The sequence below is a fragment of the Pseudomonas sp. P4_C8 genome (assembly GCF_056401975.1).
This window is the reverse complement of record NZ_JBFUIH010000041.1, coordinates 33,625-59,006: the sequence shown is the minus strand read 5'-3', so window position 1 is coordinate 59,006 and position 25,382 is coordinate 33,625. Positions and strand designations below refer to the sequence as shown.

The following is a 25,382-nucleotide window of genomic DNA, read 5'->3' as shown; positions in this document are numbered from 1 at the left end:
CTGGGCCAAGGCCTCGGCCTGTTGCCGGCGCGCACCGCTTCCACGGGGGTGATCTACGACACCCCGAGCCGCGGCGACAGCCTGAGCGCCACCGGTGACACCTTGCACTGGACGCTGAACGGTCTGTTGCCCCTGCCGAAAACGCCATTGTTCGATTCGGCAACCCTGCTGGCCGAGCTGTACTACAGCAACCTGCTCAAGCTCGATGACAAGAACGAAGCACTCTACAAAGGCAAAGGCACCTATCGCGGCGTCGACCAGCCGACCCGGGACAACTGGGGCCTTGCGGTCAACTTCACACCGACCTGGTTCCAGGTGTTCCCTGGTGTTGACCTCAACGCGCCAGTGTCCGTCAACGTCGGCCTCGCCGGCGTGTCACCGGTGTCCGGTGGCGGTGCCAAGGACACCGGCAACTACGCGTTGGGCGTCGGTGCCATTGTGTACAACAAATACTTTGTCGACCTGAAGTACGTGGACGCCTTCGGCCAAACCGACAAGTGCAATACCAGTGGCGTGAGCACCGGCCCGACCGGTGGTGACGGTTCCACCCCGAACGCCTTTAGCGGCAACGAAAACTACGCCTGTTTCGCCGGTGGCTACTCGTCCTTCTCCGGTGTTGGTGCAACGATTGAGGACCGTGGCGCCGTGTACCTGACGATGAAAACCACCTTTTGATTCGCCACTCGCTTACTCAAGGCTTGAAACAGTACGCGGCCAGTTTGTTACCGTCCAGATCTCGGGCATAGGCGGCGTAAGCATCAGGTGCCCAGCCCCGTGGCCCGGGTGCGCCTTCGTCGGTACCGCCGCAGGCCAGAGCTGCCGCGTGGAAGGCGTCGATGGCGGCGCGATCCGGGGCTTCAAAGCTGACAGTGACGCCGTTGCCAACACTGGCAGGCGCGCCGTTTGCCGGTTTCAGCACGAAGAATGAAGGGGCGTTCTCCCCCCAGATCGAGCCATTCTCATCCAGATCAGCGATGCGTTTCTGGCCGAGTGCGCCGAGTACATTGTCGTAAAAACGGCGGGCCTTTTGCAGATCGTTGGTACCGACGGTGACATGAGTGAAGATGCTCATTTTGATTCTCTCTTTGATAACACAAGGGATGGGCAATGCAGTTCGACCGGGCGCTGCTCGATTGACGATGTACGCCGGGGCGGTTCTATCAGCGATCGAAATGGATAACAGTGCGTATGCTCTTGCCTTCATGCATCAACTCGAAGGCCTTGTTGATGTCTTCAAGCCCCATGGTATGAGTGATGAAGGTGTTTAGCGGGATTTCGCCGGTCTGAGCCTTCTCGACATAAGTGGGTAATTCGCTGCGACCTTTTACGCCGCCGAAAGCGGAACCGCGCCAGACGCGACCAGTCACTAGCTGGAACGGTCGAGTACTGATTTCCTGGCCCGCGCCGGCGACACCGATAATCACCGACTCCCCCCAACCCTTGTGACAACACTCCAGGGCAGCGCGCATGAGATTGACGTTGCCAATACATTCGAATGAGTAGTCCACACCACCCTGCGTCATCTCGACGATCACGTCCTGGATCGGTGTGTCGTAATCCCTGGGGTTGATGAAGTCGGTAGCACCCAGTTGCCTGGCAATCTCGAACTTGGACGGGTTGATATCGATCGCGATTATTCGACCGGCCTTGGCCATGGTGGCACCGATTATGGCTGCCAGGCCAATGCCGCCCAGACCGAAGATAGCCACGCATGCCCCCTCTTCCACCTTTGCCGTGTTGAGTACCGCGCCAATGCCGGTCGTCACACCGCAACCGAGCAGGCAAACCTGCTCCAGCGGCGCCTCCTTCGGAATTTTGGCCAACGAGATTTCCGGCAGCACCGTGTACTCGGAAAAGGTCGAGGTGCCCATGTAGTGGAACAGCGGTTGGCCGTTGTAGGAAAAGCGACTGGTGCCGTCTGGCATCAGGCCTTTACCCTGAGTCGCACGAATTTTCTGGCAGAGGTTGGTTTTCCCTGACTTGCAGAATTTGCAGTCGCCACATTCCGGGGTGTAGAGCGGGATCACATGATCGCCCACCGCCAGTGAAGTTACCCCCTCGCCAATCGCTTCGACGATACCGCCACCTTCGTGGCCAAGAATGACGGGGAAGATCCCCTCTGGATCGGCACCGGACAGGGTAAACGCATCGGTATGGCACACACCTGTCGCAACGATGCGTACCAGTACCTCGCCGAACTGTGGTGCAGCCACATCGATTTCGACAATTTGAAGAGGCTGGTTTGCCGCGAAGGCAACGGCCGCTCGTGATTTGATCATGTTTGTAATTCCCGGACGCAAAGAGGGACCGCCTCTGTGTAGAAGCAGTAAAAATCAGTAAAGAGAATGTGTTCAGAGGGGCGTTACAAAGGGCGGGCGTCCTTGCCCTCGTGACCGACTAGAGTGATGCCTGGATCTTTTTTGCAGCGGCTTCATCGACCCAGGCATGCCAGACTTCCGGGTGTTCCTTAAGGAACAACCTGGCCAGCTTCGGTGATTCGATGCGCTCCTTGACCATCCTCGCCAGGTTCTGGTTCAACATATCGATAGGAATATTAACCTTCTCCAGCACCGCGACCAGTTCGGGAGCTTGGTCATGAAAAGGCTTGGAGAGTCCAACCATGGTAATGACGTTTTTGTCGGCCCCGGTCTTTTCTTCCAGTCTTATCGCATCGATCTGCCCCATTAGCGGAGTCGGTGACCAGTAGTAAAACAGTACCGGCTCACCGCGTTTATAGCTGGACAGGACAGCCGCATCCAATGCGGCACCGGTTCCCGGACGGAAATTCGTGAAGGTGTTTTCAAGACCATACTCTTTCAACATCTCGGTATTGTCCTGCTCACAAATCCAACCAGCAGGGCAGTTATAGAAGCGCCCTTTAGACGGTTCCTCCGAATCTCGAAAAACCTTCGGGTATTTGCTCAGGTCAGAGACTGTTTTGAGGTCTGGTGCGGGTGCTGACTTATTGCGCTTTGCGTCCCCCTCAACGACATAGCGCGGTACATACCACCCCTGAGTCGCACCGATGATCGGAGCGCCAACCCCGACAACCTTTCCAGCGGCCGCCGCTTTTTTCCAGACTTCGCTGCGCTCCATCCACTCTTCGCCAAACACTTGAATGTCGTTGCCGGCCAAAGCAGTCTCAAGAATGATGGTGTTACCCACCAACTGATCTGTTGCACAACCGTAGCCCTCCTTGAGCACGATCATCATGATATCGGTGAGGAGCATCCCGCTCTCCCAATTCAGACCGGCAAATTTCACCGGTTTGCCCGATTCACACCATCCTGAAGCCTGGCTTGAAGCACTACCGACGATCAAGCCAAGGGTGAGTAACGAGGCCAGCAAACTCTTCCTGTTTTTCATAATCAGACGCTCCGAATCATTATTATTGGGGGCAGCGAACTGTTGTGTGCGACACAGGAGCAAACGAGCCCATCAGATTCAGTATGGACAGGTGCGTGCGCAAACATGTGAAGCGAAGAAGTGAATCAATTGCTTTTATTGTTATTGGCGAAACTTAAACCAATGGATCTACGGTGGTACGCCCGTAGAACAACTGGCGGGCATAGGCACTGAATTCGACGTTGGGCTGGTCCACGTACGCGAAAACTGCGTTGAGCCTCAACCTGCCCCCTTCCACCGGCGTCACCCGGTGCAATGAATAGCGGCCACGGAACAATGTCAGGGTACCGGGCACTTGAGGCAGAACCTCTATCTGCTGTGTGTTCGGGTCATCGAGAAACTGCCTGACCGCGTCATAGCAATCGTCGCTTTCATTACGCAGCATGCGTACGTACTCAAAATCCCCACCAGCGCTCGCCGCCTGAAGGGACAGCGTGACGCTGAAGTCGGAACGATCAAAGTGCCAGCCCAGCTGCTGCCCCGCCGTAAAGCCCTGCAAGTTAAGGGCGGCCAACGGATCTGCATGACGATAGAGCGTGTCCAGATCCAAAACATCCTTGATGAAAGAAAGTACTTCATCCGACTCATAGATCTGCCTGATCAAATGATCGGCCGGGATATCGGCATAAGCGGCGGTATCTTTTGCAGTGTTCATCAACCGTCGTAGCGGATGTTCTGGATCAACGCTTTCATCTTGAGGTTTGAAATAAACCGTGTGGTTTTCCCGAAAATGAAACATGCGCGAGTGCAAGGCAAGCGTCTGATCCGCCATTGCGACAACCGATGGATTGCGAACGAAACCCGGGAAGATCGCAACGCCCTCTTGTCCCAGCAATGACTGACTGTGAGTGACCAGTGCGAGATAGGCGGGGTTGGCGCGATCGGTAATGGGGTAACGCTCGAGATCGACGATGTCGTCCAGTGATAGCGCAGGTGCGAAAGGCAAGGTAGTCATTATTGTTGGTCTCCGGTGGCTCTGCTGGATTCAGATTGCATCGACACCAAAAACAAGTCACGCTCATAATTTTACGCAATTTCGTGAATTATTTTCAGGTCGCTCGCCATGAGACTCACGCTGGATCACCTTGTGATGTTGCAAACTCTGTCGGAAGTCGATTCGATAACGGCGGTTGCCGAGCGCTTATGGCTGACACCTTCAGCCGTCAGTCACCGCATACGCGAAGCCGAGCGGCGGCTAGGTGTGAGCCTGACGGAACGATCAGGCGGAAAACTAAGACTCAGCCCTGCCGGCGTACGCCTGGAACGGGCGGCCAAAGACATCATTTCGATACTGAATGAAGCCGAGTCTGAAGCCAGGTCGATGGCCGGAGGCGTCACGGCTTTTGTGCGTATGGGCGTCACCTCCTACGGCCCGTTTCGCTGGATTCCAAAATTCATCAAGCATTACTCGAACCTTCGGCCTGACATCGAAATAACACTGGTGACCGTACCTCGTAATGACGTTTACGCGAGCCTGATGCAAGGAAGGCTTGATGTGTCCATTATCGATGACGGCATGGTGCCTAGTGGTGTAGCAAAACTGCCACTTTTCCGGGACGACTTGATTGCGATCATGGCAACCGATCATCCCCTTGCAGGAAGGAAAAACATCTATGCCGAAGACTTCAAAACTTACAACCTGGTGACGTACTCAACTGATCGAGCAAGTGGTTGGGAATATGATCGGTTCTTCGCCCCCGCCAGCATCTTGCCGCGCCGTATGATCACGGTGGAGTTGATCGAAGCCATCGTCGAACTGGTTCGCTCAGGATACGGAATCAGCATATTGCAACGCGATTTGGTGACCCCCAGCCTAGAACGTGGGGAGCTTGCGTGGGCAGCCCTGAATGACGGCCTTGATATCGCCTGGAACGCTATTGTTCGACCCTCGGAACAGAAAGATAGTGAGGTCAATAGAATGGTTACAGAGCTTGATACCTGGATTAAATATGCAGTAAAACCTGACCACAGCTAACCCATAACCAGCGCGCAAAAAGTTTCTTTAGGCCGATTACCGTCTTTCGCATCAGGCTGATTTCGGCCAGAGACGGTCCCGCCATCACAACGTAAGCGGCCTGTGCGATTGTGAATTCAATCGATAATTCAGCTTCCTTGTCTGGCTCCTCCCTGTTCAGGTCCAGTTTTTCGACCAGCGGTGAAGATGGCTGACGAGTACCTTGGACCGAGGCGCAAACCATCAAACCCGGTGGTGTCAGCAACTCAATCCGTCTTTATTCGCCGACAGCGCAGTAGCGCTATAAATACCTGCTTACACAATAGAAACTCATAAAATCCGATCTTGTACTACCGAGTGTTAGCTTGTGCGCTTTATCGGGCCATGAGAGGCCAAAGCCTTCGTTATGCGCATAAAGCTCCCCAGCATTCCTGCCATCGGTGTTTACCTTGCCCTGGCTTGCCTCTTTGCGGGTGCATGGTTCACCCACCCTGCCCCCAAGCACTCTTCCTTTGCCCTGATAAGTCCGGCTTTGCCTGAGGCGGATGAAGCGGCCAAGCCCATTTATACCAGCCGTTTCGCCTCCTCCGGGCTGGTGGACTTCGTGCATTCCTCGGCGGTAACGGCCTTGCCTGACGGTAGCCTGATGGCGGTCTGGTTCGCCGGCACTCGCGAAGGCGCAGCCGATGTGCAGGTGCGCTCCGCCCGTTTCAACGTGAGCACCGGCGAGTGGGGGGAGGAACAGGTCATGGCGACCCGGGAATCAACCCAGCAAAGCACTCGAAAATACATCCGCAAACTCGGCAACCCGGTCGTTGCACTGGCGCCGGACAATCGCCTGTGGCTGTTCTACGTCTCCGTATCCATGGGCGGCTGGGCCGGCAGCGCGGTCAATGTGATGGTTTCAGACGACTTTGGTGTGAATTGGTCGGTGCCGCGCCAATTGATCACTTCACCCTTTCTGAACATCAGCACCCTGGTCCGGTCGGCACCGGTGTTCCATGTCGACGGCTCCATCGGCTTGCCGGTCTATCACGAGTTTCTGGGCAAGTTTGCCGAGTACCTGTACTTGAGCGCAGACGGTGAAGTGATCGATAAATACCGCATCAGCCACGGCAATAATTCCTTGCAACCCGCGGTCGTTCCGCTGGACGGTCAGCGCGGTATCGCGATGTTGCGCTATGCCGGCGACACCCACCACCGAGTCCTGGCGAGCCGCACCGAGGATGCCGGGCAAACCTGGAGCGAACCTTATCCGCTCGATCCTTCGAACCCCAATTCCTCGTTGGCGGCCGTTGCGACGCCCGAACACGGGTTGCTGGTAGCGCTCAATGACCTGCAAGAGGGGCGCTTCAAGCTGAGCCTTTATCTCACCGATGCGAAAATGGACGATTGGCGCTTGGTGCACGATCTGGACAAATCACCGGATCCCGAGGGCGATCCGTTTTCACCCCTCGCCTACAAGGAAATCATCGGGAAAGAGTTCCGCGATTCCAGTGGCGAGCTTCGCCAACCGCTGGAGGCGCAATTCCTCGACAACCTCGACAAACGCGTCTGTAAAAGCGAAGGGTGTGAGTTTGAATATGAATACCCGTACTTCATCCGCAGCCCCGACGGGATGTATCACTTGGTTTATACCTGGAACAACACTTTCATCAAACACGTCTCCTTCAACGAGGCCTGGCTGTCCGAGCGTCTCAAATGATTAGTCTGTGGCAAGCCCATGCCAGCTTCGCGATGATCATCTTCCTGATACTGCCGGCTTTTGGTCTGAACAGGGGCTGGCGTATCGCGCTGTTGCTGGCATTGCTGGCCGCCAGCTTCATACCCCTGGGCGAGGTGTCGCTGGCCGCTTACTTGCGCAGCTATATTGATGACCTCGCGATCACCTCATTGGTGTTCATGGGGTGGGGCTGTTTGCGTCGACTGGGTGTGTTGCCGCCTGCGCAGAAGGGTTATGTCGGCGTATTGATCCTCTTCGCCGCGATGGCCCTGGTGCTGTACCCGGCAACCCTGGGCTTGAGTGATCTGGACCCTTACCGGCGGGGTTTCAGCCCGCGCCCCCTGTTGTTTGTCGTCGCACTGCTGACCTTGAGCCTGTTTTACCTGCGCAATTACCTGGCCGTCGTGTTGTTGACCAGCGCGACCCTGGCCTTCATCGCCGGGATCAAACCCTCCCACAACTATTGGGATTACTTGATTGATCCGCTGCTGGGCCTGTATTGCTGCCTGGCAGTGCTGGTAATGGCGACACGCTGGGCGTATCGCCGGCTCATCACGTTGCGCAGACCAATGAGTAACAGATCCGTTTGAAATTTAACGACATTTTTAATAGGGAAACTTCGATGGGTTGGCTGAAATCGAGACGTTTGCATTACTGGCTGGGCGCAACAGCGATCGCGTTTGTGCTGTTTGCACTACTGCGGGTGGTGTTCTTTTTCGGCTTTTCCGGTTTCGACGCCAAAGCCCTGAGCGACGACAATGCCGTCCTGACAACCCTGGGCATCGGCTTCCGTTTCGACTTGCGCCTGGCCATTCTGGTCATGCTGCCGTTGGCGTTGTTGGCCTGGATCCCTCGCTGGAACCTGATCGACAGCCGCCTCGTTCGCTGCATCGCCCGGGTGTATCTGGTTGCCGCGCTCAGCGCTCTGCTGCTGATCTACATCATCGATTTTGGCCATTACGCGTACCTCGGCGTGAGGATCAACGCTACGGTGTTGCGCTTCATCGACGATGCGCAAATATCCCGTGATATGGTCTGGCAAACCTACCCGGTTATCTGGATTTCACTGGGTTGGCTGGCAACAGTCGCGTTGGTGACACTGGCCTTGGTTCGTCTGGAGCGCGTCACGCTGGACCGTCCCCGCAAAGTCATTCACCGGTTCTCCGCGACATGGGGCAGTGCGTTGATGGTCGTGCTGGTGCTGCTGGGTATTTTGGGTCGTGTCGAACACTTGAATATTGAAAACCCTGTACCGCTGCGCTGGAGCGATGCGTTTTTCTCGGGCAATAACCAGGTCGCCGCATTGGGCCTGAACCCGGTGATTTTCCTTTACGACACCGTCAAGGTCGGCCAGTCGCGCTATGACGAAGCGCAGGTGCGCGAACATTACGCGGTCATGGCCAACTATCTGGGCGTCGACCAACCCGACCCGCAGACCCTTGATTTCGTCCGCCACCAGGCGCCACAACCCTACAAAGTACCGGGCTCGCGGCCACCGAACGTGATGTTCATCATGCTCGAATCGCTGGGCACCAGCGCCGTCGGGGCCTATGGCAACCCGATTAATCCAACGCCCAACATCGATCGCCTGGCGACGCAGAGCTGGTTCTTCAAGCACTTCTATGTGCCGGTGACGGGGACCGCAAAAACTGTCTGGGCCAGCATCAGTGGGGTGCCCGACGTTACTCGACAGGAAACCGCGACACGTAATCCACTGATCACCAACCAAAACACGCTGGTCAATGCCTTCACCGGCTACGAGAAGATCTACACCATTGGCGGCAACTCCGGTTGGGCCAACATGAATGCCTTGATCAAGCAAAGTATCGACGGCGTTCGTCTGTTCGACGAGCGAGACTGGAAATCCCCAGTGGTGGATGTCTGGGGGATCTCGGATCTGGACCTGTTCAAGGAAACGGATCAGATCCTCCAAACGCTGCCCAAGGACAAGCCGTTCTTCGCCTATGTGCAAACGGCCGGTAACCATCGCCCCTTTACGATTCCAAAGACCAATGACGGATTCGAGGTCAAGCACCCTACCCTGGAGGAAGTCCAGGCCGCAGGCTCGCGCAGTGTCGAGCAATACAACGCCGTGCGCTTGCTGGACTTCAACATCGGACGCTTGATGGAAATCGCCAAGGCCGGCGGCTGGTACGAAAACACCATATTCGTGCTGTTTGGCGACCACAACACCCGTATCGCCCAGATCCCTTTCCTGGCACCGGCCTACGAGCAACTGGGTCTGGAAAGCAACGCGGTGCCGATGATCATCCACGCACCAGGCATGATCGGGACGCGCAAGGTCGAGGAAGCCGTTGGCCTGGTGGACTTGCTGCCAACCGTGGCGGGTATGGCCGGCCTTGAGTTTCGCAACAGCAGCATGGGCCGTGATATTCAGCAGCCCGCGCCCGAAGGCGAACGCGTGGTGCCATTGGTGTTGCGCGAAGGCACGTTCCCGCTGATTGCCGGCGTGACTCAACACTACCTGGTACAGATGGAACACGACGGTAGCTCGCCAAGTCTCCATGACCTGGCCTCACCGACGCCGCTGGACAACGTCGCCGAGCAACACCCCGAAGAGTTCAAGCGGCTGTCAGAGTTGACCCGCGCCATGCATGAAACCTCACGGTTGATGCTGTACCAGAACGTGCGCAAGTAACGGCTTTCCCGCGTCTATAGTGCAAATAGACGCGGGCCTCCCCCTGATACCAGTATCTAAAACTCACCCTCAATAGCGGGCAGCTAACACCCGGAAACCGCCACTCACGATGGCTGCTAAACGGCAGTGATTCAGATCGTGGCAGGCCAATGGTGAGGCAGCAGAATGCTCAGCCAGAATTTTTGCTACCTGCCGAAATTTGCGTGAACGCAAGGTAGTAGCCATTGCAATCGCGGAGCCCGAACTCCCTTGATCCATAGGGCATGTTTTGAAGCAGCCAAGCAATGGCGACCTTGTCTTTCACTGATTCGTAGTATTGATCCAGATGCGAAATCGCAAAGTAAAGAGTGCCCGAAAAGGCTACAGAGCTCCCCAAAATATCCGCTTGGGTAAAGGTGAGGCTGCAATCCTGTAGCTGGACAGTGATTGTCGACTTGAGGGACGTTCAGCCTTCTCACTAAAGACCGCGAACAGAGTTAACGATGAAAGTTATGCGCGGCGGTTCGAATGAGGGCTTTAATGTCCATGCTTATATGCAGCCACATTAGCTTCGACTTCCTACGAAGGTGGCTGCGCCTAACGGCGGGTTCAGGTTGCCATGCACTTGTCTAATCAAGGAAGAAACGACATTGAAAATAGCTTTTGGCGCCCTGTTGTTGACCTGGCTGACTACTATCGCACTCGCTGACCAGAACGCTGTCGGCTTCCACTCTTCCACACTGGCGGACTCGCACAATGACCGCGCACTGGAGATGGTTGTTTGGTACCCGAGTGCAACTACCGCAGCCACGCAACTGATCGCCGATGATGCGGTGTTTGTCGGTGCTTCTGCCGTTCGTGACGCGCGTCGAAATCAGCGACGCAAGCCATTTCAGCTTCTTGTCGGTGTGCAAACCTGGCGCGGAGGTAATGCTCGAAGAAGAAGTACCAGGCGATGGCATCATTTGCCGGGATGGCGACAGCGCTCGCACGCGTGGGCTGATCCAACAGCAGATTACATCGCTGATAGCAGAGTTTCTTCAGTCATCTACCTACAAAGAAGACAGTATGTAAAATCGTGATACGAGAACTGCCGCAGCTCAACAAAAAAAACGCTGGAGCAGTTTCAGCGCCCGCGCAATCTGTCAGAACGGTTGGCCAGGGATAAGCGCTCGGGGTCGGAAGCGGTCGGTCGCGACCGGTTGAATCCACATCCAAAAGCGGCCCTTCTCGACCAGTTAAATCCATGTCGCCTTAGGGCAAGCAGATCCGACCAACAGCGGTCGGTGAAATAGGGTCGCTACTATCCCCACAAATGGGGTACTTCACCCAACCAACCGGGTGTTTACCACCAAATTAGAGGACTATTCCCCACCCCCCGCTTCTTCCGTCTGCAACGCTCAGAACAACTTGCTCATTAATTTGAATTTTTTCTTCGCCCTAGTGATGGCTCATTAGTTGCACCTCCCCTTGTACACGCAACTGCTGTCGTGCCGAATATGGAGACGACGGGGCATCAGGCGAGGGGTGAAAAATGACACGCACGACTCCATCTTGCGACGCCTTCGGCTTGCTGCGCAAATCAAACCTGTCTTGTGCGATGCTCCTTACCCTGGCCACGGCAGAAGCCGCGCCGCTGGATGATTTCGGCCCGCCACCACCGACGGACCCCTCGGCGTTTACCAACCCGCCGGCCGACCCCAAGGCCGCGCTGGATGCCATACGGGCCATGCCACCCGCCAACCAGGGTGCCATCGCCCTGCCCAATGGCGTTTTTGGCACCCGCACCACGCCAACAGCCGACAACGTGCTGCCGCCAAACCTGCAGACATCCTTCAAAATCCCCACCAACGGCAAGCCCAGCCCATTGTTCGGAGCTCAGCCGTACACTCAGCAACTGCTGCTGTTCGAAGAATTCGGCACGGAAAAACTCGACCCGACCCTGCCCGCGCCACCACTGACCTTCCCTGTGCCCACCGCCGGCCCGGCGCCGACGCAAGACCCGAACAGCATCGCTCGCAGCGGCCCTTCAAGCGCGGCGCTGGAAGCCTTCATGCGCCAGCCGGGGCTGTACCCGTTTCCGTCGCAGTTTTCCAACGTGCTCGACCGAAACCCCTGGAAAGCGCAGATCGAAGCCTTCCTCAACCGCCACCCGGTCGGCTCGCCGGCCGAAGGTCGTCCGCCAGGAAAAGGCTGGTCGCACCAGCGCTGGAACGAGTTCTACCCACAGGTCGCCTTCAAGACCGCTCAAGCGGGCGCCAAACTCAACGGCGGCATGCGCGACCGCCGACAGTTGCACAACTACGCCGTCGGTGAGTTCGGGCCTGGCGGACTGTACAACCAGACCTCGGACGCCCCGATCATAGCGGGCACCACCAAAGGCATCGACACCCGTTTTCACCCCAACATGCCGATTCAAAACCACAAGGCGCTATGGACCTTCGACGGCACCTTTCCGGCAAAACTGTTGATGGTGCGGTACGGCCAACCCGTGCTGATGCGTCACTACAACGCCCTGCCGATTGATCCGTCGGCCAACATGGGATTTGGCCTTCACACCCTCAGCACCCACGAACACAACGGCCACTCCCCGGCCGAAAGCGATGGCTTTGCCAATGCGTTTTTCTTTCCGGGACAGTACTACGACTATCGCTGGCCGATCCAGTTGGCCGGTTACGACACCATCAACACCAGCGCTCAGGATCCGCGCGCGGCGTTCCCCTGCGCACCGGGTGAAACCCTGTTTGTCAACGATGCCACTCCGGGCCTCAAGACCTGCAACAACGGCAGCATCAAGATCCGTGGCGACTGGCGCGAAACCATGAGCACCCACTGGTTCCACGACCACATGCTCGATTTCACCGCACAGAACGTCTACAAGGGCAACGCGACGATGATGAACTACTACAGCGCCCTGGATCGCGGTAACGAAGCGTTTGTAGACGGCGTCAACCTGCGCCTGCCCAGCGGTTCGGCATTGCCCTGGGGCAACCGCGACTATGACGTCAACCTGGTGGTGGCCGACAAGGCCTGGGACGCCAATGGCCAGTTGTGGTTCAACCCGTTCAACACCGATGGCTTTCTCGGCGATCAGATCCTGGTCAACTGGCAGTACCAGCCGCGCCTGAATGTGCGCGCGCGCAGCTATCGCTTCCGCATCCTCAATGGCTCGGTGTCGCGCTTCTTCAGGATCGCGCTGGTGCGTGAAATCGTCGGCACTGGTGGCGAATTCCCCGGCCCGACAGGTTCCGGCCTGTCCTATACCCGCGTGCCGTTCCACTTGATCGCCAACGACGGCAACCTCATGGAACACGCCGTGCCGTTCGATGGGAGCATGGACCTGGACGCCGACGGCGATGTGCAGGACCACAACGCCATCCTGCCCAGCCAGGGCATCGCCGAGCGTTTCGACATCATCGTCAACTTCGCGAAAAACGGGATCAACACCGGCGACAAGCTGTACTTCGTCAACCTGATGGAGCATCAGAACGGTAAAGGTCCGGAGAGTAATCCGCTGAGCCTGGCCGATGTCCTGTCCGGCAAGTACAAGGCGGTACTCAAGCTGGGCAGCAAAGGGCTGCAATGGGAGAACGGCGACCCGGTGGTGGGCAAGTTCATGCAGATGGTGGTCCAGCCTTACTCCGGCCAGGACGTGAGCATGAACCCTGCCGACTTCGAACCCGCCAAACCGGGCAAGGCGGCGGGTAAAACCATGATTCCGCTGACCCTCAACCGCGACGACCCGGCGGTGCAGGCCAAACTGAAACTGGCGCGGCATCGCGAGTTCATCTTCGGCCGCTCCGACGGTACCGACGAACAACCCTGGACGATCAAGACCGACGGAGGTTTAGGCTTCCAAATGGACCCTCGAATCATCAGCGCCGCTCCGCAACTGGCCAACGGTCCGACCCCTGCCGGGTTCTCCGGCGACGGCACCCTGGAAGTGTGGAAAATCAGGAACGGCGGCAACGGCTGGAGCCACCCGGTGCACGTGCATTTCGAAGAAGGCATCGTCCTCAACCGCGACGGCAAGGCGCCGCCGGAATGGGAAAAGTGGGCGCGCAAGGACGTCTATCTCATCGGCGAAGGCATCGACAGTTCGGTGGACGTGGACATAGCGATCCGCTTCCGCGAATTCGCCGGGACCTACTTGGAGCACTGCCACAACACCCAGCACGAGGACACGTCCATGCTGCTGCGCTGGGATGTAGAGCATCCGGGCCAGTTCCAGTTGATGCCAACGCCCATACCCGGCTGGGACGGCGTCACTTACGTCAACTCCGCTGCGCTGCCGACCTTCCGCACTGGCGATAAACGTGACAATAACGAAGGCGAAAACAAAAAACCAATTGCCAACCCAGACAGCGCCATCAGTAACACCGGCCAACCGGTGACCATCAACGTGCTGGCCAACGACAGCGACCCCGACGGTAACGTGCCACTTAAAGTGGTGGGTCTGGAGCAACCGGACTCCGGCAAGGGCGTGGTCGCCACCGATGGTCTGCGCGTGATCTACACCCCACCGGCCATCGTCCCCGCACCGTTCACCGCGACCTTCACCTATCGGGCCAGCGATGCCAAGGACGCGAATTCGGACCCGGCGACGGTGTCCGTCAATGTCACCGCTGCAGCGGCCAACGAGACTCTGGCGGTCACCAGCGCTTTCGTCACCGTTCGTAGCGACAATCGCTACACCTGGGATATTTCCGGCACCACCACGCGTTTTACCGGCAATAGCGTGACGGTGACCGCGTCCACTACCGCCGGGACGCTTAATCTGGGCAAGGCCACGCTCACGCAAGTCGGCACGGGTGCGAAGTGGCGAGTGTTGGTGGCGACCGCCGGTGCCGGGCCGGCGCCAAACCCGACCATCACTGTCACGTCTGCGCTTGGCAAGGTGGTAACAGCACCAGTCTCGGTGCGTTGATGGGGGATTGAATCGGCAAATTGCTTGGCAGCCAAATCTCCAGAGGACCGGCATGTCAAGCAGTAGCTCAGCGCTAAAGCTTCCATCGTCGGTGGACAAATGACCGTTATGGGTCGGTTACAGCCGGTCACGACAAGCAGAAAACGGCCAGATCGGGTCATTCCGTATCAACGCAAACTCTGTATGAAAGGCAAAGCCAGAAGCCCCGGCCCTGCCATCACAACGGGAGCGGCCGGTCCTGAATGACCCTTTTCATGACAAGGGTTGAGGTCAGGCGCTGCACATTAGGCAATGTCGATAGGCTCTCGTCGTACAGCCGTTGGAACGCCGGCAAATCCTCGGCAATGACGTGCAGCAGGTAGTCCGGTTCCCCAAACAATCGCTGGGCATCGACCACCTGCGGTATTTCAATGAGCGCCGCCTCGAAGGCAGCGACAGCTTGTCTATTCCCTTCGCGAAGCGTGGCAAACACCATGGCGGAAAAGTTGAAACCCAATGCACCGGGGTCCAGTTGGGCTCTATAGCCGAGCAACACTCCCGACTCTTCCAGCGCCCGCACCCGTCGATGGCAAGGGGAAAGGCTCAGGCCCACGCGTTCAGCAAGTTCGGTAACCGAAAGACGACCGTCCTTTTGAAGCTCAGAAAGAATCTTGCGATCAATCCTGTCCATTCGGAACAATCTCCCAATCCTGCGCACGTAAATGATGATCTTTGAAAGTTAATTCTAACCACATTTCACTATTCTTCCCTTGACTAATATTTGCCGCACTCCTCTTCCAGAGGCGGCTTTTGATTCAAGGAGCAGGACGATGCAGGTCACAAAATCGCAACAGCAGGTATGGGTAGCGCCATGACCGTCAGCGTTTTCATCGCATTCTGGGCAGTGTCGATTCTGTTCGTCATCACACCGGGTGCAGATTGGGCCTACGCAATTTCGGCGGGATTGAAAGGCCGAGTCGTCATACCCGCCGTGGGCGGACTTTTGTCCGGTCATTTGATTGCAACCGTGATTGTGGCCGGTGGTGCTGGCGCGCTGGTTGTTAACCATCCCATAGCCTTGTCAGTACTGACCGTTGCCGGAGCGGGTTATCTGCTTTGGCTGGGCATCAACATGCTTGCCCGCCCCGCTACACCGCGCGCTGATGACATACAGGCGTCGGGCTCCTGGAGTCGCTGGGCGATCAAGGGGCTTTGCGTGAGTGGGCTGAATCCGAAAGTGTTTCTGTTGTTCCTGGCGCTATTGCCTCAGTTCACCGACACAGCCGCTGCCTGGCCTGTGCCGATGCAGATGATTGCGCTGGGACTCATCCACACCGTCAGCTGCGGCGTTATCTATTTGCTGGTTGGATTTGGTTCACAGGCTGTACTGCAAGCACGTCCGGCGGCGGCTCGCGGTGTCAGCCGTCTATCCGGAGCGGCCATGGTCATTATCGCGGTGGTGCTGCTCACCGAGCAGATGGGTTGATTCTTTTTTCAGCGAGCCAACTCCAATGAGCGACTAACCTACGCCTTTACCACCCGGGAGCGTTTATGAAGAGTCCAAGAGAACGTGCTGCCGAAGGCCTCCAGATCGGAGACCGGTTCACGATAGTCCGCTGTTTTTCAGAGGTTGATATTCGTCAATTCGCGCAGATTTCTCGCGACTACAACCCGGTTCACTGCGACGCACGTTATGCGCAGTTGCGCAGGTTCAAGGCACCCATTGCCCATGGCCTGCTGACCGCCAGCCTTGTCACCGAAATTGGCGGGCAAATCGGCTGGCTGGCGACAGGGATGAGTTTCGAGTTCAAACGACCGGTGTACCCGGGAGAACAACTCATCTGCCACTGGCTCATCGCTGATATCGATGAACGCGGTCACGCAAAAGCCGAAGTCAGGATTGAGAATGCTGAAGGCATCACAGTGCTGGAAGCGACGACTTCTGGCGTGCTGCCTGGAATTGAAGAGCGAGAATGCCTCAAGCAGATGCTGTCTGAAGGGGATCCCACCAACGGTGCTGCCGAATCCATGAGTTGATTGCCTGGAAATGGCGGAAGCTGGGGAATTGCCCAATCGTTCAAGACCACGCACCCTGGTAAAAAGTGAGCATCAGGGTCATCGCCTTAATGCTCTTTGACTTTCTTGATACGAAGCACAATCAACGCAAGAATGCCGATTGCGAGCGGCGTCATCGCCAGCATGGCCTCTCGCGGGGCCACTGCAACGCCGAGCAAGTGCAACCCCGAGTAGCCAAGTTTGAGCAGGTTAATCAGGTAGTAGGTAATCGCAATAATCGACAGACCTTCCACTGCGCGCTGGATCTTGATTTGAGCATCGGCGCGGGTGTTCAGGCTTTTGAGAATTTCCGAGTTCTGTTCTTCCATTTCTACCTGGACCCGTGCTTGTAACAGATCGCCCAGGTTGGCCACGCTTTTGGCCAAGTGCTCCAACCGCTGTTCGGTGGCGGAGCAATACCTGACGGTGGGTTTGAAGCGGCGTTCGATGAACACGCCAAGGCGTTGGCAATCGCCCACATGACTTTCCCGCAATTCACCCAAGCGTTCAAACACCAGTTGAGCATAGGCCTGTGTGGCACTGAAGCGGTGGCGGGTTTTCGCGGTGCTGCTGACCACTTGGGCAGACAGGTTGGAAATATCTGCAAGCAGAGCTTTCGCATTATTACCGTCGGCATGGGCGTTACGTTCGGAGAGCGTGACCAAAGTCTTGTCAAAAACATCGAGTTGCGCGCTCAAGGACTTGGCCATGGTCAAGGATAACGAGGCCATCATCCGGTAGGTCTCGATTTCCAGAAGGCGACGTATCATTCGACCTTGGCGGTAGGCGTTCAGGCGCCGGTTGACGAACAATAGGTGGTTGTTGCCATCCTCGCTGATACGAAAATCGCTCCAGACCACCGCATCGCCACCACCCACGCAAGAACCGCTCGGGTCCTTGAAACCATAACGGGAGAGATCCAGGTCGGCTTCACCACGCACTACGATCTGCACCGAGTTGATGAGCGTCGACAAATGCCCCTCGACCTTCCGTGCCAGCACCTCGGGCAGCGTTGTCCAGGACAAGTCATTGCAGGATGAAGTGACCACCAGGGTCAGGGTGAAAAACTCGGCATGGCGCTCCCATTTCAGTGCATGACCATCGAGTTGAGTAATGCCTTGGGCGGCATTCAGGTCGAGGGAGCCAGGGCAGCAGTTTTGAAGGAATGCATTGCACTCCTGATCGCTTCCGAGGAAGGCCAGATGAAACACATGGGCCGGCTCATCGAAATACAGTGACGGGCGCGCGTGCAGTTCGTTGTGCAGACTTTGTCGTAACGGGTGCATGTTGTGTGGCCATGTTGGAGTTGTTTTTGGCGCTTACGATTAATGCCCACCCGAGTAACGAGTCCGGATCCCCCATCAAGCGCTGCTCAGTTGGATCAATGTCCCAACCCTTCACAAAGCAGGCGATGGCCGCACCGACAACCAGGACCATGGGCATTGCCAGCCCTGTTTGAAAGCGAGAGCGGTGCTCGGTTGCCAGGCGCCACGTCCTTCGGGGCATTATCGACTGCTGTTGTTGGTGGGACTGTTTGACGAACTCATGAGTCACCACCAAGTGACGATTGTTGCGCAGGTGTTGCTTAGCCTGTCCGTAGGGGAACCCAGTCTCGAGGAAACCGAATGGCTACTCGATGCACTATTGATCTGTAGACCCAATCTATGTATTTTTGAGTCTACGGATCAATTGAGATCTAGAAGATGGCAGCCCCCTTTCAGGAACAAGCACTCACCAAGACCCAATGCGTCACGGGCTTGCGTGCAGCAGTAGGCATTCTCGAAAAATGGTCTGCGTCCAGCGATCAGGCCTGTCGCATCCTGCGCATTTCCCGCAGCACCTACACCCGCGCCCGGCAGCGCGATCCCGAATGGGCGGTGGCGCTGGACGCGGATCAGATGCAGCGCATCAGTTTTGTGCTCAACATCCACGCAACGCTGCGCCTGGTTTTCGATAATCCGGAAAACGTCTACGGTTTTCCGTCGATGGCCAACGACAACGAGTTTTTCAATGGGCGCTCCCCCCTCGAGATCATGTCCCAGGGCGATATGATTTCTCTGTATGAAACCTTTCGGCGCATTGATGTACTGCGGGGCGCGCAATGGTGAGGGTGAGCGAACTGGCAGCGCTTGCCGGCGAGCAGTTACAGGCCTACCGATTGGTCAATTCGAAGTTTCCACCGATTGCGCTGTTTGATGACGTGGCAGACGCGGACGAGTTTGAGGTGCTGTATCAAATACAGGCGCTGACAAATCCCCGACTGCATAACGAAGTGGGTCGTCTCGAGTTGATTGCGCGAGATCAGATCCCGTTCGGTATTCCTGGCTGCTCTTACGCGATAGCGCCTTTTACTCACGTCAACCCTTCAGGTTCGCGGTTCAGCGATGGCAGCTTTGGGGTGTTGTATCTGGCGGACTCCATGGAAACGGCATTGGCTGAAGTGCGGCATCACCAGAGTCTGTATTGGTCGAATGTTCGTAACCTGAACTATGAGCGCTTCGTTTTTCGTGGGCTGTCCTGTTCCTTTATGGACGTGGCGATGAAAGATGCTACGTCCATTGCGCTGACGGATCCTGTCTATGCGCCGGACGATTACACGCATTCCCGTCAATTGGGCAGATCGATCAAAGAAGCGGGATGTCCCGGTATTCGTTACCGCTCGGTGCGTATGCAAGGTAGTTATTGCTGGGCGCTGATGACGCCGCGACCGGTTGCATCGATTGTTCAGACGGCTCATTACGAGATGATCTGGAATGGCCAGATCACCAGTGTCAGCAAGATCAGTGAAGCGTGAATGTGAACTGGCTGCGGTGGAACGCATGAAAAACGGGGGCCGCATGCATCCATTGCCGGCATCGATAGTCACCATCAACTCAATGAAGTTCTCATAAAAAATCCTCGGCGTAACATCCGCTCCATACCAACCCATAACACCCCGGAGCACACCATCATGAAACGCCAAACCCTTCTCAGCATCGCTTTCTCGGTTTTCGCAGTTAACGCTTTTGCCGCTACTTCTGCTCAACCCGTGGTCGCTGAAGGCGGCTCGGATCGTCTGATTGAAAGCCGTGTGGCTGAAGGTGGTTCGGATCGTTTGATTGAAAATCGTGTAGCCGCTGATGGTTCTGACCGACTGATCGAAAACCGTGTGGCCGCTGATGGTTCTGACCGTCTGATCGAAAACCGCGTTGCCGCTGATGGTTCCGATCGCCTGATGCAGAACCGCGTTGCCGAAGGTGGCTCCGACCGTCTGATTGAAAGCCGCGCCGCATAAATGCAGGGCTTTAGCGCAGTACTCAATGAAAAGCCCGGCCTGATCAGCCGGGCTTTTTCTTGAGCTATTTTTGATGCACTTGCCGCGCTGGCGTTATACAAATATCGCTGACAACGGTTAGCACACGGCCCATCGAAAGCATTTTCGACGACGAACTATCCAGATAACCATGGCCCTCAACACGGCACCCCTGCATGAACCACACTGAAGCGCTCGCCAGAATTCTGCTCGGTCCCTTGTTACTCATGCAGGGCGTTTACACCCGATGGGTAACGCCCAGACTGCCGGAGGCCGAGGGCGAGCGCCAAGGCATGGCCGGCAGCGGCGTAGCCCTGCGGTTGTTGATTGTGGGAGACAGCGCCGCCGCTGGCGTTGGAGCATCGACTCAGGACGAAGCACTCAGCGGCCAACTGGTCAGCCAGTTGGCCAGTGATTACCAGGTGTCCTGGAAACTCTGGGCCAGGTCCGGGCTTGATTCGCAAGCGCTGCTGGAGCTGCTCTATAGCAGCGCTCCAGAATCCTTCGATGTGGCACTGGTGTCTATCGGCGTCAACGATGTCACCAGTACATTGGCGGCTGACGAGTGGGTCGCTCGACAAGATCAGTTGATGGACCTGCTGCGCAGCAAGTACGCGGTGAGGCAGATCGTGGTGTCCCCTCTTCCGCCCATGCACCTGTTTCCAGCGCTGCCGCAACCGCTGCGTTGGTACCTGGGGCGCAGGGCCAGTGGTTTCAACACGCGTCTTGCCGAGTTGGTGGCGCGCATCGATCACTGCACGATGCTGACGACCCGGTTGACCCCCGTGACGGGTTCGATGGCACGGGATGGCTTCCATCCGGGTCCTGCGATATACAGTCAGTGGGCGGACGATGCGGCGGCGGTCATTGACCAACGCTTTCGCAACACCACGCCTTTCGACATTGCAGAACCCACAATAAAAATACAGGAGTAGAAAATGTCTGAACTGAACCTGCATCCCAACGCTGCGGCCTCCTTGAAGCAATGGCACAAGATGATCCGCACGGATGACTTGAGCGCCTTGCCAGACTTACTGGACCCGCAAGCAGTGTTCCGCTCGCCGATGGCTCACACGCCTTATCCGGGCGCGGCCGTCGTTTCGATGATTCTCAACACCGTGGTCAACGTGTTTGAGGACTTTGCCTACCACCGCGAACTGGCGACGGCAGACGGGTTGAACGTCGTCCTGGAATTCAGCGCCAACGTGGGCGGCAAACAGTTAAAGGGCATCGACATGATCCGCTTCAATGAACAGGGGAAAATCGTTGAGTTTGAAGTGATGGTCCGTCCCTTGAGCGGTTTGCAAGCCTTGGGCGAGCATATGGGACAACGCCTTGGCGCTTATCTGGCGGCCAGTAAAGGCTGATTTAGTACGTTGCATTTGCGGGATTCCCGCCGTTTAGATACCCGGAACTCAAGTGCCGCGCGGTGAAGTCACCGCGCGCAATGATCCATTGCCGACATCGATAGTCACCATCAACTCAATGAAGTTCTCTTAAAAAATCCCCGGCGTAACATCAGCTCCATACCAACCAATAAGCACCCCGGAGCACACCACCATGAAACGCCAAGCTCTTCTCGCTATCGCTTTCTCGGTTTTCGCAGTTAACGCTTTTGCCGCTACTTCTGCTCAACCTGTAGTCGCTGAAGGCGGCTCGGATCGTCTGATTGAAAGCCGTGTGGCTGAAGGGGGTTCGGATCGTTTGATCGAGAATCGTGTGGCCGCTGATGGCTCTGACCGTCTGATCGAGAATCGTGTGGCCGCTGATGGCTCCGACCGTCTGATCGAAAACCGTGTAGCCGCTGATGGCTCCGACCGCCTGATGCAGAACCGCGTTGCCGAAGGTGGCTCCGACCGTCTGATCGAAAGCCGCGCGGTATAAATGAAGGGTTCTACCGCAGCACTCAACGAAAAGCCCGGCCAAACAAGCCGGGCTTTTTCACGCACAAAATAAACCAGTCCCCACTTAAAGCCTCTGCCGCACCTGTGGTACATAAGACCTGATTGTGAACTTTGCGCTCAATGAGGTTTGCCCATGCTCCACTCCCTACGCTTGCCGCACCTGCTGAGCTGCGCCCTGTTCGGTTTGTTCGCTGGCGGCGTCCAGGCCGGTACACCCTCCCCTGCGCCCGACAGTTTGTTACCGCTGCTGGTGACGATCAACGAGCGCTTGAACATTGCTGATCTGGTGGCGTTGACCAAATGGGACAGTGGCAAACCGATCCAGGATACGCCCCGGGAAACGCAGCTTATCGACAACGCCAGGAAGAAAGCCGAGGGCCAGAAACYGAATCCGGACGAAGTTGCCGAGCTGATCGCCGCACAAATCGAAGCCAACAAGCTGGTGCAATACGGCCTGCTCGCTCAATGGCGCGCGGCGGACAAGGCGCCAGATACTCCACGGCCGGACCTGATCAATCAAATCAGGCCACAACTGGATGAGCTGCAACATCGCATGCTGCAGCAATACGCCGACTTCGTGCCCTATCGCAATGACCCCAACTGCCCAAACTGGCTGGGGACCGAGCGAGCGAGCCTGATCAAGGATCAACTGCACGGTCAGGCCCTGATCCGCGCCACCGGGGAACTGTGTGTCACCGCTCAATGACTGGTTAACCCCGAGCTGATGCATCCATCGTCGGCATCAAATGCATGGCATTAGCGCGGTATTCAATGAAAAGCCCGGCCTGATCAGCCGGGCTTTTTCGTGCACGAAACAGATCCGCGACCATGCAAAGCGTCTTAAGCGTTCAACCCGATCCAGCCATGAATGCCGACATACAAGCCCACGCCGATTATCAACGCCCCGGACAAATAAGGTGCCCGACGCGCAACCGCACCCAACCATGGCCAGCGATTGGTCGCTTGACGGGCGCCAATGGCTGCCGCCGCGCCGACCGATACCAGCGTAATTGCTAAACCAATACTGAAGCACAAGACGAGTGCGCCACCCAAGGCGACTTCCTTGACCTGAAGGCAGAGCAGCAAAACGGTGATGGCCGCCGGGCAAGGAATCAGCCCTCCCGTCAAGCCGAACACGATGATCTGGCCGGTGGTCACTTCACGATTGGTGAAGCGCTTGCGGATGTCATTGGCATGGGCACGTTCATGCGCATCCTGATAACCATCAACCGACAATTCCAGTCCTTCCAGTTCCGCGTGCGAATGCCCGTGATCATGCTCCTGGTATTCCAGGTCGTAGTCATGCGAGTGCCCGGCGTGTCCAAGGCTCAAGCGAACGCTGAATTCATGGGGTTCGGGAATATCCGCCGTCGATTGCAGAAAACCGTCATGCTCAATAAATGAGAACGCTTGGGTGCTGCCGTCCGGACGCGTCGTCAGCACCCGGACATCCGCAGCGCCCCAGGCATGCCCGCTCAACGCTTTCAAACGCCAGTGCGGCGGCATGCCGGCTTCGAAAATCGAAAGCTCGACACGGCCATGACCGGTATCGATACGCTGGGTTTCATCGTGGTGACCGTGGTCATGTTCGCCGTGGTGGTGATCTTCACCCTGCTCGAACTTGAACATCTGTTCGCCACGCCAGGTGCGCCACAGCATCCAGAGCGCTATCAAAATAATCAGTGCAGCGGATGCGAGTTGGAAATACGGCTCGGTGGTTTGAGCATCCAGCCCCTTGCCCAAATACATGCCACCGATAGCGACCAGCCAGACCACCGCCGTATGCGACAGCGTTGCGGCCAGACCCAACAACACCGCCTGTTTGACCGAGCCACGAATGGCCACGATGAACGCCGCCATCATGGTTTTTGAATGCCCGGGTTCAAGCCCGTGCAAGGCCCCCAGCAGTATCGCGCTGGGGAAATAGAGCCACGCGTGGGCGCCACCCTGTTGAAGCAGTTCTGCGAAATTTGGCATTACCGGGCCTATTTGGAGTAACGGCGGATGGCTTCGAGCAGTTCTTCGACGCCTTTGGCCCGCTCCTCATCGCTCAGTTCAGGATTGGCGACATGTGCATGGGCGTGAGCTTCGATGATTTCATCCATCAAACCGTTCATGGCCCCGCGAGTCGCCGCGACGAGATGCAAAGTCTTGGCGCAGTCGGCCTCGGACTCCAGCGCTCGCTCTATCGCCTGAACCTGTCCGGCGATGCGTTTTACCCGTTTCAATAGATCGTCTTTTTGCCCGTGAATGTGCGCCATACCATACCCCACCTACCTATTTGGCGCATGATCACCTGCAATTGAGAGATTCGCAATCCCCAGGCGTTCAGGCCAACACATCAGGTGTAAAGAAATAGGCCAGGCCGAGGATCAAGTACACGGCGAGTAATTGCACCCCCTTCAGCCAGTCGGATCGTCCGTCGCCGGCCACCTGACCGGTAATCAGAACGGCCAGCAGCACACTGAGGACCAAACCGCCGGAGAACGCCAGGTCCATCGGTGCCGAACCGATGGCGTAGCTGACCAACACGAGAACGGGGGCCACGAAAAGGGCAACCTGAACGCTGGAACCAATCGCAATCGAGAGCGAGAGGTCCATGCGATTTTTCATGGCCGCCGAAACCGCGGAAGAATGCTCAGCGGCGTTTCCGAGTATCGCGACTATAAAAACACCGACAAAGAGGTTGCTGAGTCCAAGTTGATGCGCACTCGGCTCGATGGCCGCCACTAGAATCTCGCTGACCCAGGCAATCAACAGCGTCGCCACGGTCAAAACCAGCAACGCCTTGCTCTTTGACCAGAGCGGGGACTGCTGCCCATCGCTCGCAACATGAGGGTCCCCGGCAAACAGGTTCTTGTGGGTAATCAGCGAGTACACCAGAAACAGCCCATAAACCAGCAACAAGACCACGGCGATATACAAGCTCAACCTCTGCAGCCCTTCAGGTGCACGAGGCGCCACCACGGCGTTGTAGGCAGCAGCCAATACAAGTGCAATGGTCGCCATGGTCAGTAACGTGGCTTGGGAACGAGCTGCGAGGGCATTGAATTGCTGCTCCTTGTGTCGCAACCCGCCGGCGAGCATGGCGGCTCCCAGCACCAGCAGGATATTGCCGACAATGGAGCCGATCAGGGAGGCTTTCACCACATCGTGCAAGCCGGCCCGCAATGCGCTAATGGCGATGATCAGTTCGGTGGCGTTGCCGAACGTGGCATTGAGCAGTCCACCGACCCCTTCTCCAGAACGCTCCGCCAGTTGCTCGGTCGCCCGGCCCAGCCATCCGGCCAGTGGCACGATGGCCAGAGATGCCGCCAGAAAGATCAGCAAGTCCTGCTGTGGCGCAATGAACTTCAAGAGGATAGGAATGGGGACGAAGACCAACATCCAATAGAGCATGGCTGTACTCGCATGAGGCCAAGGTGATGAAGCGGCGATCGATATCCCGGTAAGAATGGCTCACTTACGTAACACCGTCGAAAATCCCACCAACATAACAATGAGA

25 protein-coding genes and 1 pseudogene are annotated in these 25,382 nt (G+C 57.0%); 16 read left to right on the top strand and 10 right to left on the bottom strand.

Going from position 1 to position 25,382, the window contains the following annotated elements; all coding sequences use genetic code 11:
• A partial coding sequence (locus tag AC1DWM_RS23315) for a DUF1302 family protein (protein ID WP_477796228.1) occupies positions 1–675 on the top strand: 675 nt, incomplete at its 5' end.
• Positions 676–691: 16 nt separating this feature from the next.
• Here AC1DWM_RS23315 and AC1DWM_RS23310 read toward each other — a convergent pair.
• The 4 genes from AC1DWM_RS23310 to AC1DWM_RS23295 form a co-directional block, all read right to left on the bottom strand.
• Positions 692–1,072, bottom strand: coding sequence for a VOC family protein (locus AC1DWM_RS23310; protein ID WP_223517633.1), 381 nt, complete (start codon positions 1,070–1,072; stop codon positions 692–694).
• Between the two features lie 88 nt (positions 1,073–1,160).
• Entirely contained in the window at positions 1,161–2,279 is a 1,119-nt protein-coding gene (locus AC1DWM_RS23305; RefSeq protein ID WP_477796227.1) for an S-(hydroxymethyl)glutathione dehydrogenase/class III alcohol dehydrogenase, read from the bottom strand.
• Positions 2,280–2,397: 118 nt separating this feature from the next.
• Positions 2,398–3,366: an ABC transporter substrate-binding protein gene (locus tag AC1DWM_RS23300; protein WP_223517631.1), complete on the bottom strand. Its 969-nt coding sequence runs from the start codon at positions 3,364–3,366 to the stop codon at positions 2,398–2,400.
• A 154-nt stretch (positions 3,367–3,520) separates the two neighbouring features.
• Positions 3,521–4,360, bottom strand: coding sequence for a HalD/BesD family halogenase (locus AC1DWM_RS23295; protein ID WP_477796226.1), 840 nt, complete (start codon positions 4,358–4,360; stop codon positions 3,521–3,523).
• A gap of 108 nt (positions 4,361–4,468) precedes the next feature.
• Here AC1DWM_RS23295 and AC1DWM_RS23290 point away from each other — a divergent pair, with 108 nt between their 5' ends.
• Positions 4,469–5,380, top strand: coding sequence for a LysR family transcriptional regulator (locus AC1DWM_RS23290; protein WP_223517629.1), 912 nt, complete (start codon positions 4,469–4,471; stop codon positions 5,378–5,380).
• Here AC1DWM_RS23290 and AC1DWM_RS23285 read toward each other — a convergent pair.
• Positions 5,349–5,624 (bottom strand): hypothetical protein, encoded by a 276-nt coding sequence (locus AC1DWM_RS23285; RefSeq protein WP_477796225.1) that lies wholly within the window; start codon positions 5,622–5,624, stop codon positions 5,349–5,351. The two genes, AC1DWM_RS23290 and AC1DWM_RS23285, sit on opposite strands and share 32 nt — an antisense overlap.
• Positions 5,625–5,765: 141 nt before the next feature.
• Here AC1DWM_RS23285 and AC1DWM_RS23280 point away from each other — a divergent pair, with 141 nt between their 5' ends.
• From AC1DWM_RS23280 to AC1DWM_RS23260, 5 genes and pseudogenes are all read left to right on the top strand, one after another.
• Complete coding sequence (locus AC1DWM_RS23280; protein ID WP_223517627.1) at positions 5,766–7,064, top strand: sialidase family protein; 1,299 nt, start codon at positions 5,766–5,768, stop codon at positions 7,062–7,064.
• Positions 7,061–7,672, top strand: coding sequence for a hypothetical protein (locus AC1DWM_RS23275; RefSeq protein ID WP_223517626.1), 612 nt, complete (start codon positions 7,061–7,063; stop codon positions 7,670–7,672). Before AC1DWM_RS23280 ends, AC1DWM_RS23275 begins: the two co-directional genes overlap by 4 nt.
• Positions 7,673–7,704: 32 nt before the next feature.
• Positions 7,705–9,741 carry an LTA synthase family protein gene (locus AC1DWM_RS23270; protein ID WP_477796224.1) on the top strand — a complete coding sequence of 679 codons (2,037 nt, stop codon included), beginning with the start codon at positions 7,705–7,707 and terminating at the stop codon, positions 9,739–9,741.
• A gap of 629 nt (positions 9,742–10,370) precedes the next feature.
• Positions 10,371–10,794, top strand: a pseudogene (locus AC1DWM_RS23265) (hypothetical protein).
• A 526-nt stretch (positions 10,795–11,320) separates the two neighbouring features.
• Positions 11,321–14,647 (top strand): Ig-like domain-containing protein, encoded by a 3,327-nt coding sequence (locus AC1DWM_RS23260; RefSeq protein WP_477796230.1) that lies wholly within the window; start codon positions 11,321–11,323, stop codon positions 14,645–14,647.
• A 217-nt stretch (positions 14,648–14,864) separates the two neighbouring features.
• Here the strand turns inward: AC1DWM_RS23260 and AC1DWM_RS23255 are convergent, their stop codons facing one another.
• Positions 14,865–15,317, bottom strand: a complete 453-nt coding sequence (locus AC1DWM_RS23255) for an Lrp/AsnC family transcriptional regulator (protein ID WP_223517624.1) — start codon at positions 15,315–15,317, stop codon at positions 14,865–14,867.
• Positions 15,318–15,497: 180 nt separating this feature from the next.
• On the opposite strand from AC1DWM_RS23255, the gene AC1DWM_RS23250 reads away from it, so the two are divergent.
• Together AC1DWM_RS23250 and AC1DWM_RS23245 are read left to right on the top strand one after the other, a co-directional pair.
• The gene (locus tag AC1DWM_RS23250; protein WP_477796223.1) at positions 15,498–16,112 is read left to right on the top strand and encodes a LysE family translocator; all 615 of its coding nucleotides are present in this window, start codon (positions 15,498–15,500) and stop codon (positions 16,110–16,112) included.
• 65 nt (positions 16,113–16,177) lie between these two features.
• Positions 16,178–16,663 carry a MaoC family dehydratase gene (locus AC1DWM_RS23245; protein ID WP_223517620.1) on the top strand — a complete coding sequence of 162 codons (486 nt, stop codon included), beginning with the start codon at positions 16,178–16,180 and terminating at the stop codon, positions 16,661–16,663.
• A gap of 86 nt (positions 16,664–16,749) precedes the next feature.
• Here AC1DWM_RS23245 and AC1DWM_RS23240 read toward each other — a convergent pair whose 3' ends face one another.
• Positions 16,750–17,967, bottom strand: a complete 1,218-nt coding sequence (locus AC1DWM_RS23240) for a DUF3422 domain-containing protein (RefSeq protein ID WP_477796222.1) — start codon at positions 17,965–17,967, stop codon at positions 16,750–16,752.
• A gap of 417 nt (positions 17,968–18,384) precedes the next feature.
• On the opposite strand from AC1DWM_RS23240, the gene AC1DWM_RS23235 reads away from it, so the two are divergent.
• The 7 genes from AC1DWM_RS23235 (at position 18,385) to AC1DWM_RS23205 (ending at position 22,583) form a co-directional block, all read left to right on the top strand.
• Positions 18,385–18,789 (top strand): antitoxin Xre-like helix-turn-helix domain-containing protein, encoded by a 405-nt coding sequence (locus AC1DWM_RS23235; RefSeq protein ID WP_223517617.1) that lies wholly within the window; start codon positions 18,385–18,387, stop codon positions 18,787–18,789.
• Positions 18,783–19,475, top strand: coding sequence for an RES family NAD+ phosphorylase (locus AC1DWM_RS23230; RefSeq protein ID WP_477796221.1), 693 nt, complete (start codon positions 18,783–18,785; stop codon positions 19,473–19,475). The genes AC1DWM_RS23235 and AC1DWM_RS23230 overlap by 7 nt, the downstream gene beginning before the upstream one ends.
• A gap of 156 nt (positions 19,476–19,631) precedes the next feature.
• A complete protein-coding gene (locus AC1DWM_RS23225) occupies positions 19,632–19,955 on the top strand; it encodes a hypothetical protein (RefSeq protein ID WP_046030377.1) in 324 nt (107 codons plus the stop codon).
• 194 nt (positions 19,956–20,149) lie between these two features.
• Positions 20,150–20,908: an SGNH/GDSL hydrolase family protein gene (locus tag AC1DWM_RS23220; protein ID WP_477796220.1), complete on the top strand. Its 759-nt coding sequence runs from the start codon at positions 20,150–20,152 to the stop codon at positions 20,906–20,908.
• A gap of 3 nt (positions 20,909–20,911) precedes the next feature.
• Positions 20,912–21,340, top strand: a complete 429-nt coding sequence (locus AC1DWM_RS23215) for a nuclear transport factor 2 family protein (RefSeq protein ID WP_477796219.1) — start codon at positions 20,912–20,914, stop codon at positions 21,338–21,340.
• A 193-nt stretch (positions 21,341–21,533) separates the two neighbouring features.
• Entirely contained in the window at positions 21,534–21,857 is a 324-nt protein-coding gene (locus tag AC1DWM_RS23210) for a hypothetical protein (protein ID WP_477796218.1), read from the top strand.
• 153 nt (positions 21,858–22,010) lie between these two features.
• Complete coding sequence (locus tag AC1DWM_RS23205; RefSeq protein ID WP_477796217.1) at positions 22,011–22,583, top strand: chorismate mutase; 573 nt, start codon at positions 22,011–22,013, stop codon at positions 22,581–22,583.
• Positions 22,584–22,717: 134 nt separating this feature from the next.
• On the opposite strand, the gene AC1DWM_RS23200 is transcribed toward AC1DWM_RS23205, so the two are convergent.
• The 3 genes from AC1DWM_RS23200 to cax all read right to left on the bottom strand — a co-directional run bounded on the left by AC1DWM_RS23200 (position 22,718) and on the right by cax (position 25,276).
• On the bottom strand, positions 22,718–23,854 hold the full coding sequence (locus tag AC1DWM_RS23200; RefSeq protein WP_477796216.1) for a nickel/cobalt efflux protein RcnA: 1,137 nt from the start codon (positions 23,852–23,854) through the stop codon (positions 22,718–22,720).
• An 8-nt stretch (positions 23,855–23,862) separates the two neighbouring features.
• A complete protein-coding gene (locus AC1DWM_RS23195; RefSeq protein WP_223517604.1) occupies positions 23,863–24,138 on the bottom strand; it encodes a metal/formaldehyde-sensitive transcriptional repressor in 276 nt (91 codons plus the stop codon).
• A 67-nt stretch (positions 24,139–24,205) separates the two neighbouring features.
• On the bottom strand, positions 24,206–25,276 hold the full coding sequence (cax, locus tag AC1DWM_RS23190; protein WP_223517602.1) for a calcium/proton exchanger: 1,071 nt from the start codon (positions 25,274–25,276) through the stop codon (positions 24,206–24,208).
• Between the last annotated feature and the right edge of the window lie 106 nt (positions 25,277–25,382).

What these genes read in the sequence shown, in the direction of transcription:
- AC1DWM_RS23310 (WP_223517633.1), bottom strand. Translation starts at nt 1,072, where the DNA reads ATGAGCATCTTCACTCATGTCACCGTCGGTACCAACGATCTGCAAAAG.
- AC1DWM_RS23305 (WP_477796227.1), bottom strand. Translation starts at nt 2,279, where the DNA reads ATGATCAAATCACGAGCGGCCGTTGCCTTCGCGGCAAACCAGCCTCTT.
- AC1DWM_RS23300 (WP_223517631.1), bottom strand. Translation starts at nt 3,366, where the DNA reads ATGAAAAACAGGAAGAGTTTGCTGGCCTCGTTACTCACCCTTGGCTTG.
- AC1DWM_RS23295 (WP_477796226.1), bottom strand. Translation starts at nt 4,360, where the DNA reads ATGACTACCTTGCCTTTCGCACCTGCGCTATCACTGGACGACATCGTC.
- AC1DWM_RS23290 (WP_223517629.1), top strand. Translation starts at nt 4,469, where the DNA reads ATGAGACTCACGCTGGATCACCTTGTGATGTTGCAAACTCTGTCGGAA.
- AC1DWM_RS23280 (WP_223517627.1), top strand. Translation starts at nt 5,766, where the DNA reads ATGCGCATAAAGCTCCCCAGCATTCCTGCCATCGGTGTTTACCTTGCC.
- AC1DWM_RS23275 (WP_223517626.1), top strand. Translation starts at nt 7,061, where the DNA reads ATGATTAGTCTGTGGCAAGCCCATGCCAGCTTCGCGATGATCATCTTC.
- AC1DWM_RS23270 (WP_477796224.1), top strand. Translation starts at nt 7,705, where the DNA reads ATGGGTTGGCTGAAATCGAGACGTTTGCATTACTGGCTGGGCGCAACA.
- AC1DWM_RS23260 (WP_477796230.1), top strand. Translation starts at nt 11,321, where the DNA reads ATGCTCCTTACCCTGGCCACGGCAGAAGCCGCGCCGCTGGATGATTTC.
- AC1DWM_RS23255 (WP_223517624.1), bottom strand. Translation starts at nt 15,317, where the DNA reads ATGGACAGGATTGATCGCAAGATTCTTTCTGAGCTTCAAAAGGACGGT.
- AC1DWM_RS23250 (WP_477796223.1), top strand. Translation starts at nt 15,498, where the DNA reads ATGACCGTCAGCGTTTTCATCGCATTCTGGGCAGTGTCGATTCTGTTC.
- AC1DWM_RS23245 (WP_223517620.1), top strand. Translation starts at nt 16,178, where the DNA reads ATGAAGAGTCCAAGAGAACGTGCTGCCGAAGGCCTCCAGATCGGAGAC.
- AC1DWM_RS23240 (WP_477796222.1), bottom strand. Translation starts at nt 17,967, where the DNA reads ATGCACCCGTTACGACAAAGTCTGCACAACGAACTGCACGCGCGCCCG.
- AC1DWM_RS23235 (WP_223517617.1), top strand. Translation starts at nt 18,385, where the DNA reads ATGGCAGCCCCCTTTCAGGAACAAGCACTCACCAAGACCCAATGCGTC.
- AC1DWM_RS23230 (WP_477796221.1), top strand. Translation starts at nt 18,783, where the DNA reads ATGGTGAGGGTGAGCGAACTGGCAGCGCTTGCCGGCGAGCAGTTACAG.
- AC1DWM_RS23225 (WP_046030377.1), top strand. Translation starts at nt 19,632, where the DNA reads ATGAAACGCCAAACCCTTCTCAGCATCGCTTTCTCGGTTTTCGCAGTT.
- AC1DWM_RS23220 (WP_477796220.1), top strand. Translation starts at nt 20,150, where the DNA reads ATGAACCACACTGAAGCGCTCGCCAGAATTCTGCTCGGTCCCTTGTTA.
- AC1DWM_RS23215 (WP_477796219.1), top strand. Translation starts at nt 20,912, where the DNA reads ATGTCTGAACTGAACCTGCATCCCAACGCTGCGGCCTCCTTGAAGCAA.
- AC1DWM_RS23210 (WP_477796218.1), top strand. Translation starts at nt 21,534, where the DNA reads ATGAAACGCCAAGCTCTTCTCGCTATCGCTTTCTCGGTTTTCGCAGTT.
- AC1DWM_RS23200 (WP_477796216.1), bottom strand. Translation starts at nt 23,854, where the DNA reads ATGCCAAATTTCGCAGAACTGCTTCAACAGGGTGGCGCCCACGCGTGG.
- AC1DWM_RS23195 (WP_223517604.1), bottom strand. Translation starts at nt 24,138, where the DNA reads ATGGCGCACATTCACGGGCAAAAAGACGATCTATTGAAACGGGTAAAA.
- cax (WP_223517602.1), bottom strand. Translation starts at nt 25,276, where the DNA reads ATGCTCTATTGGATGTTGGTCTTCGTCCCCATTCCTATCCTCTTGAAG.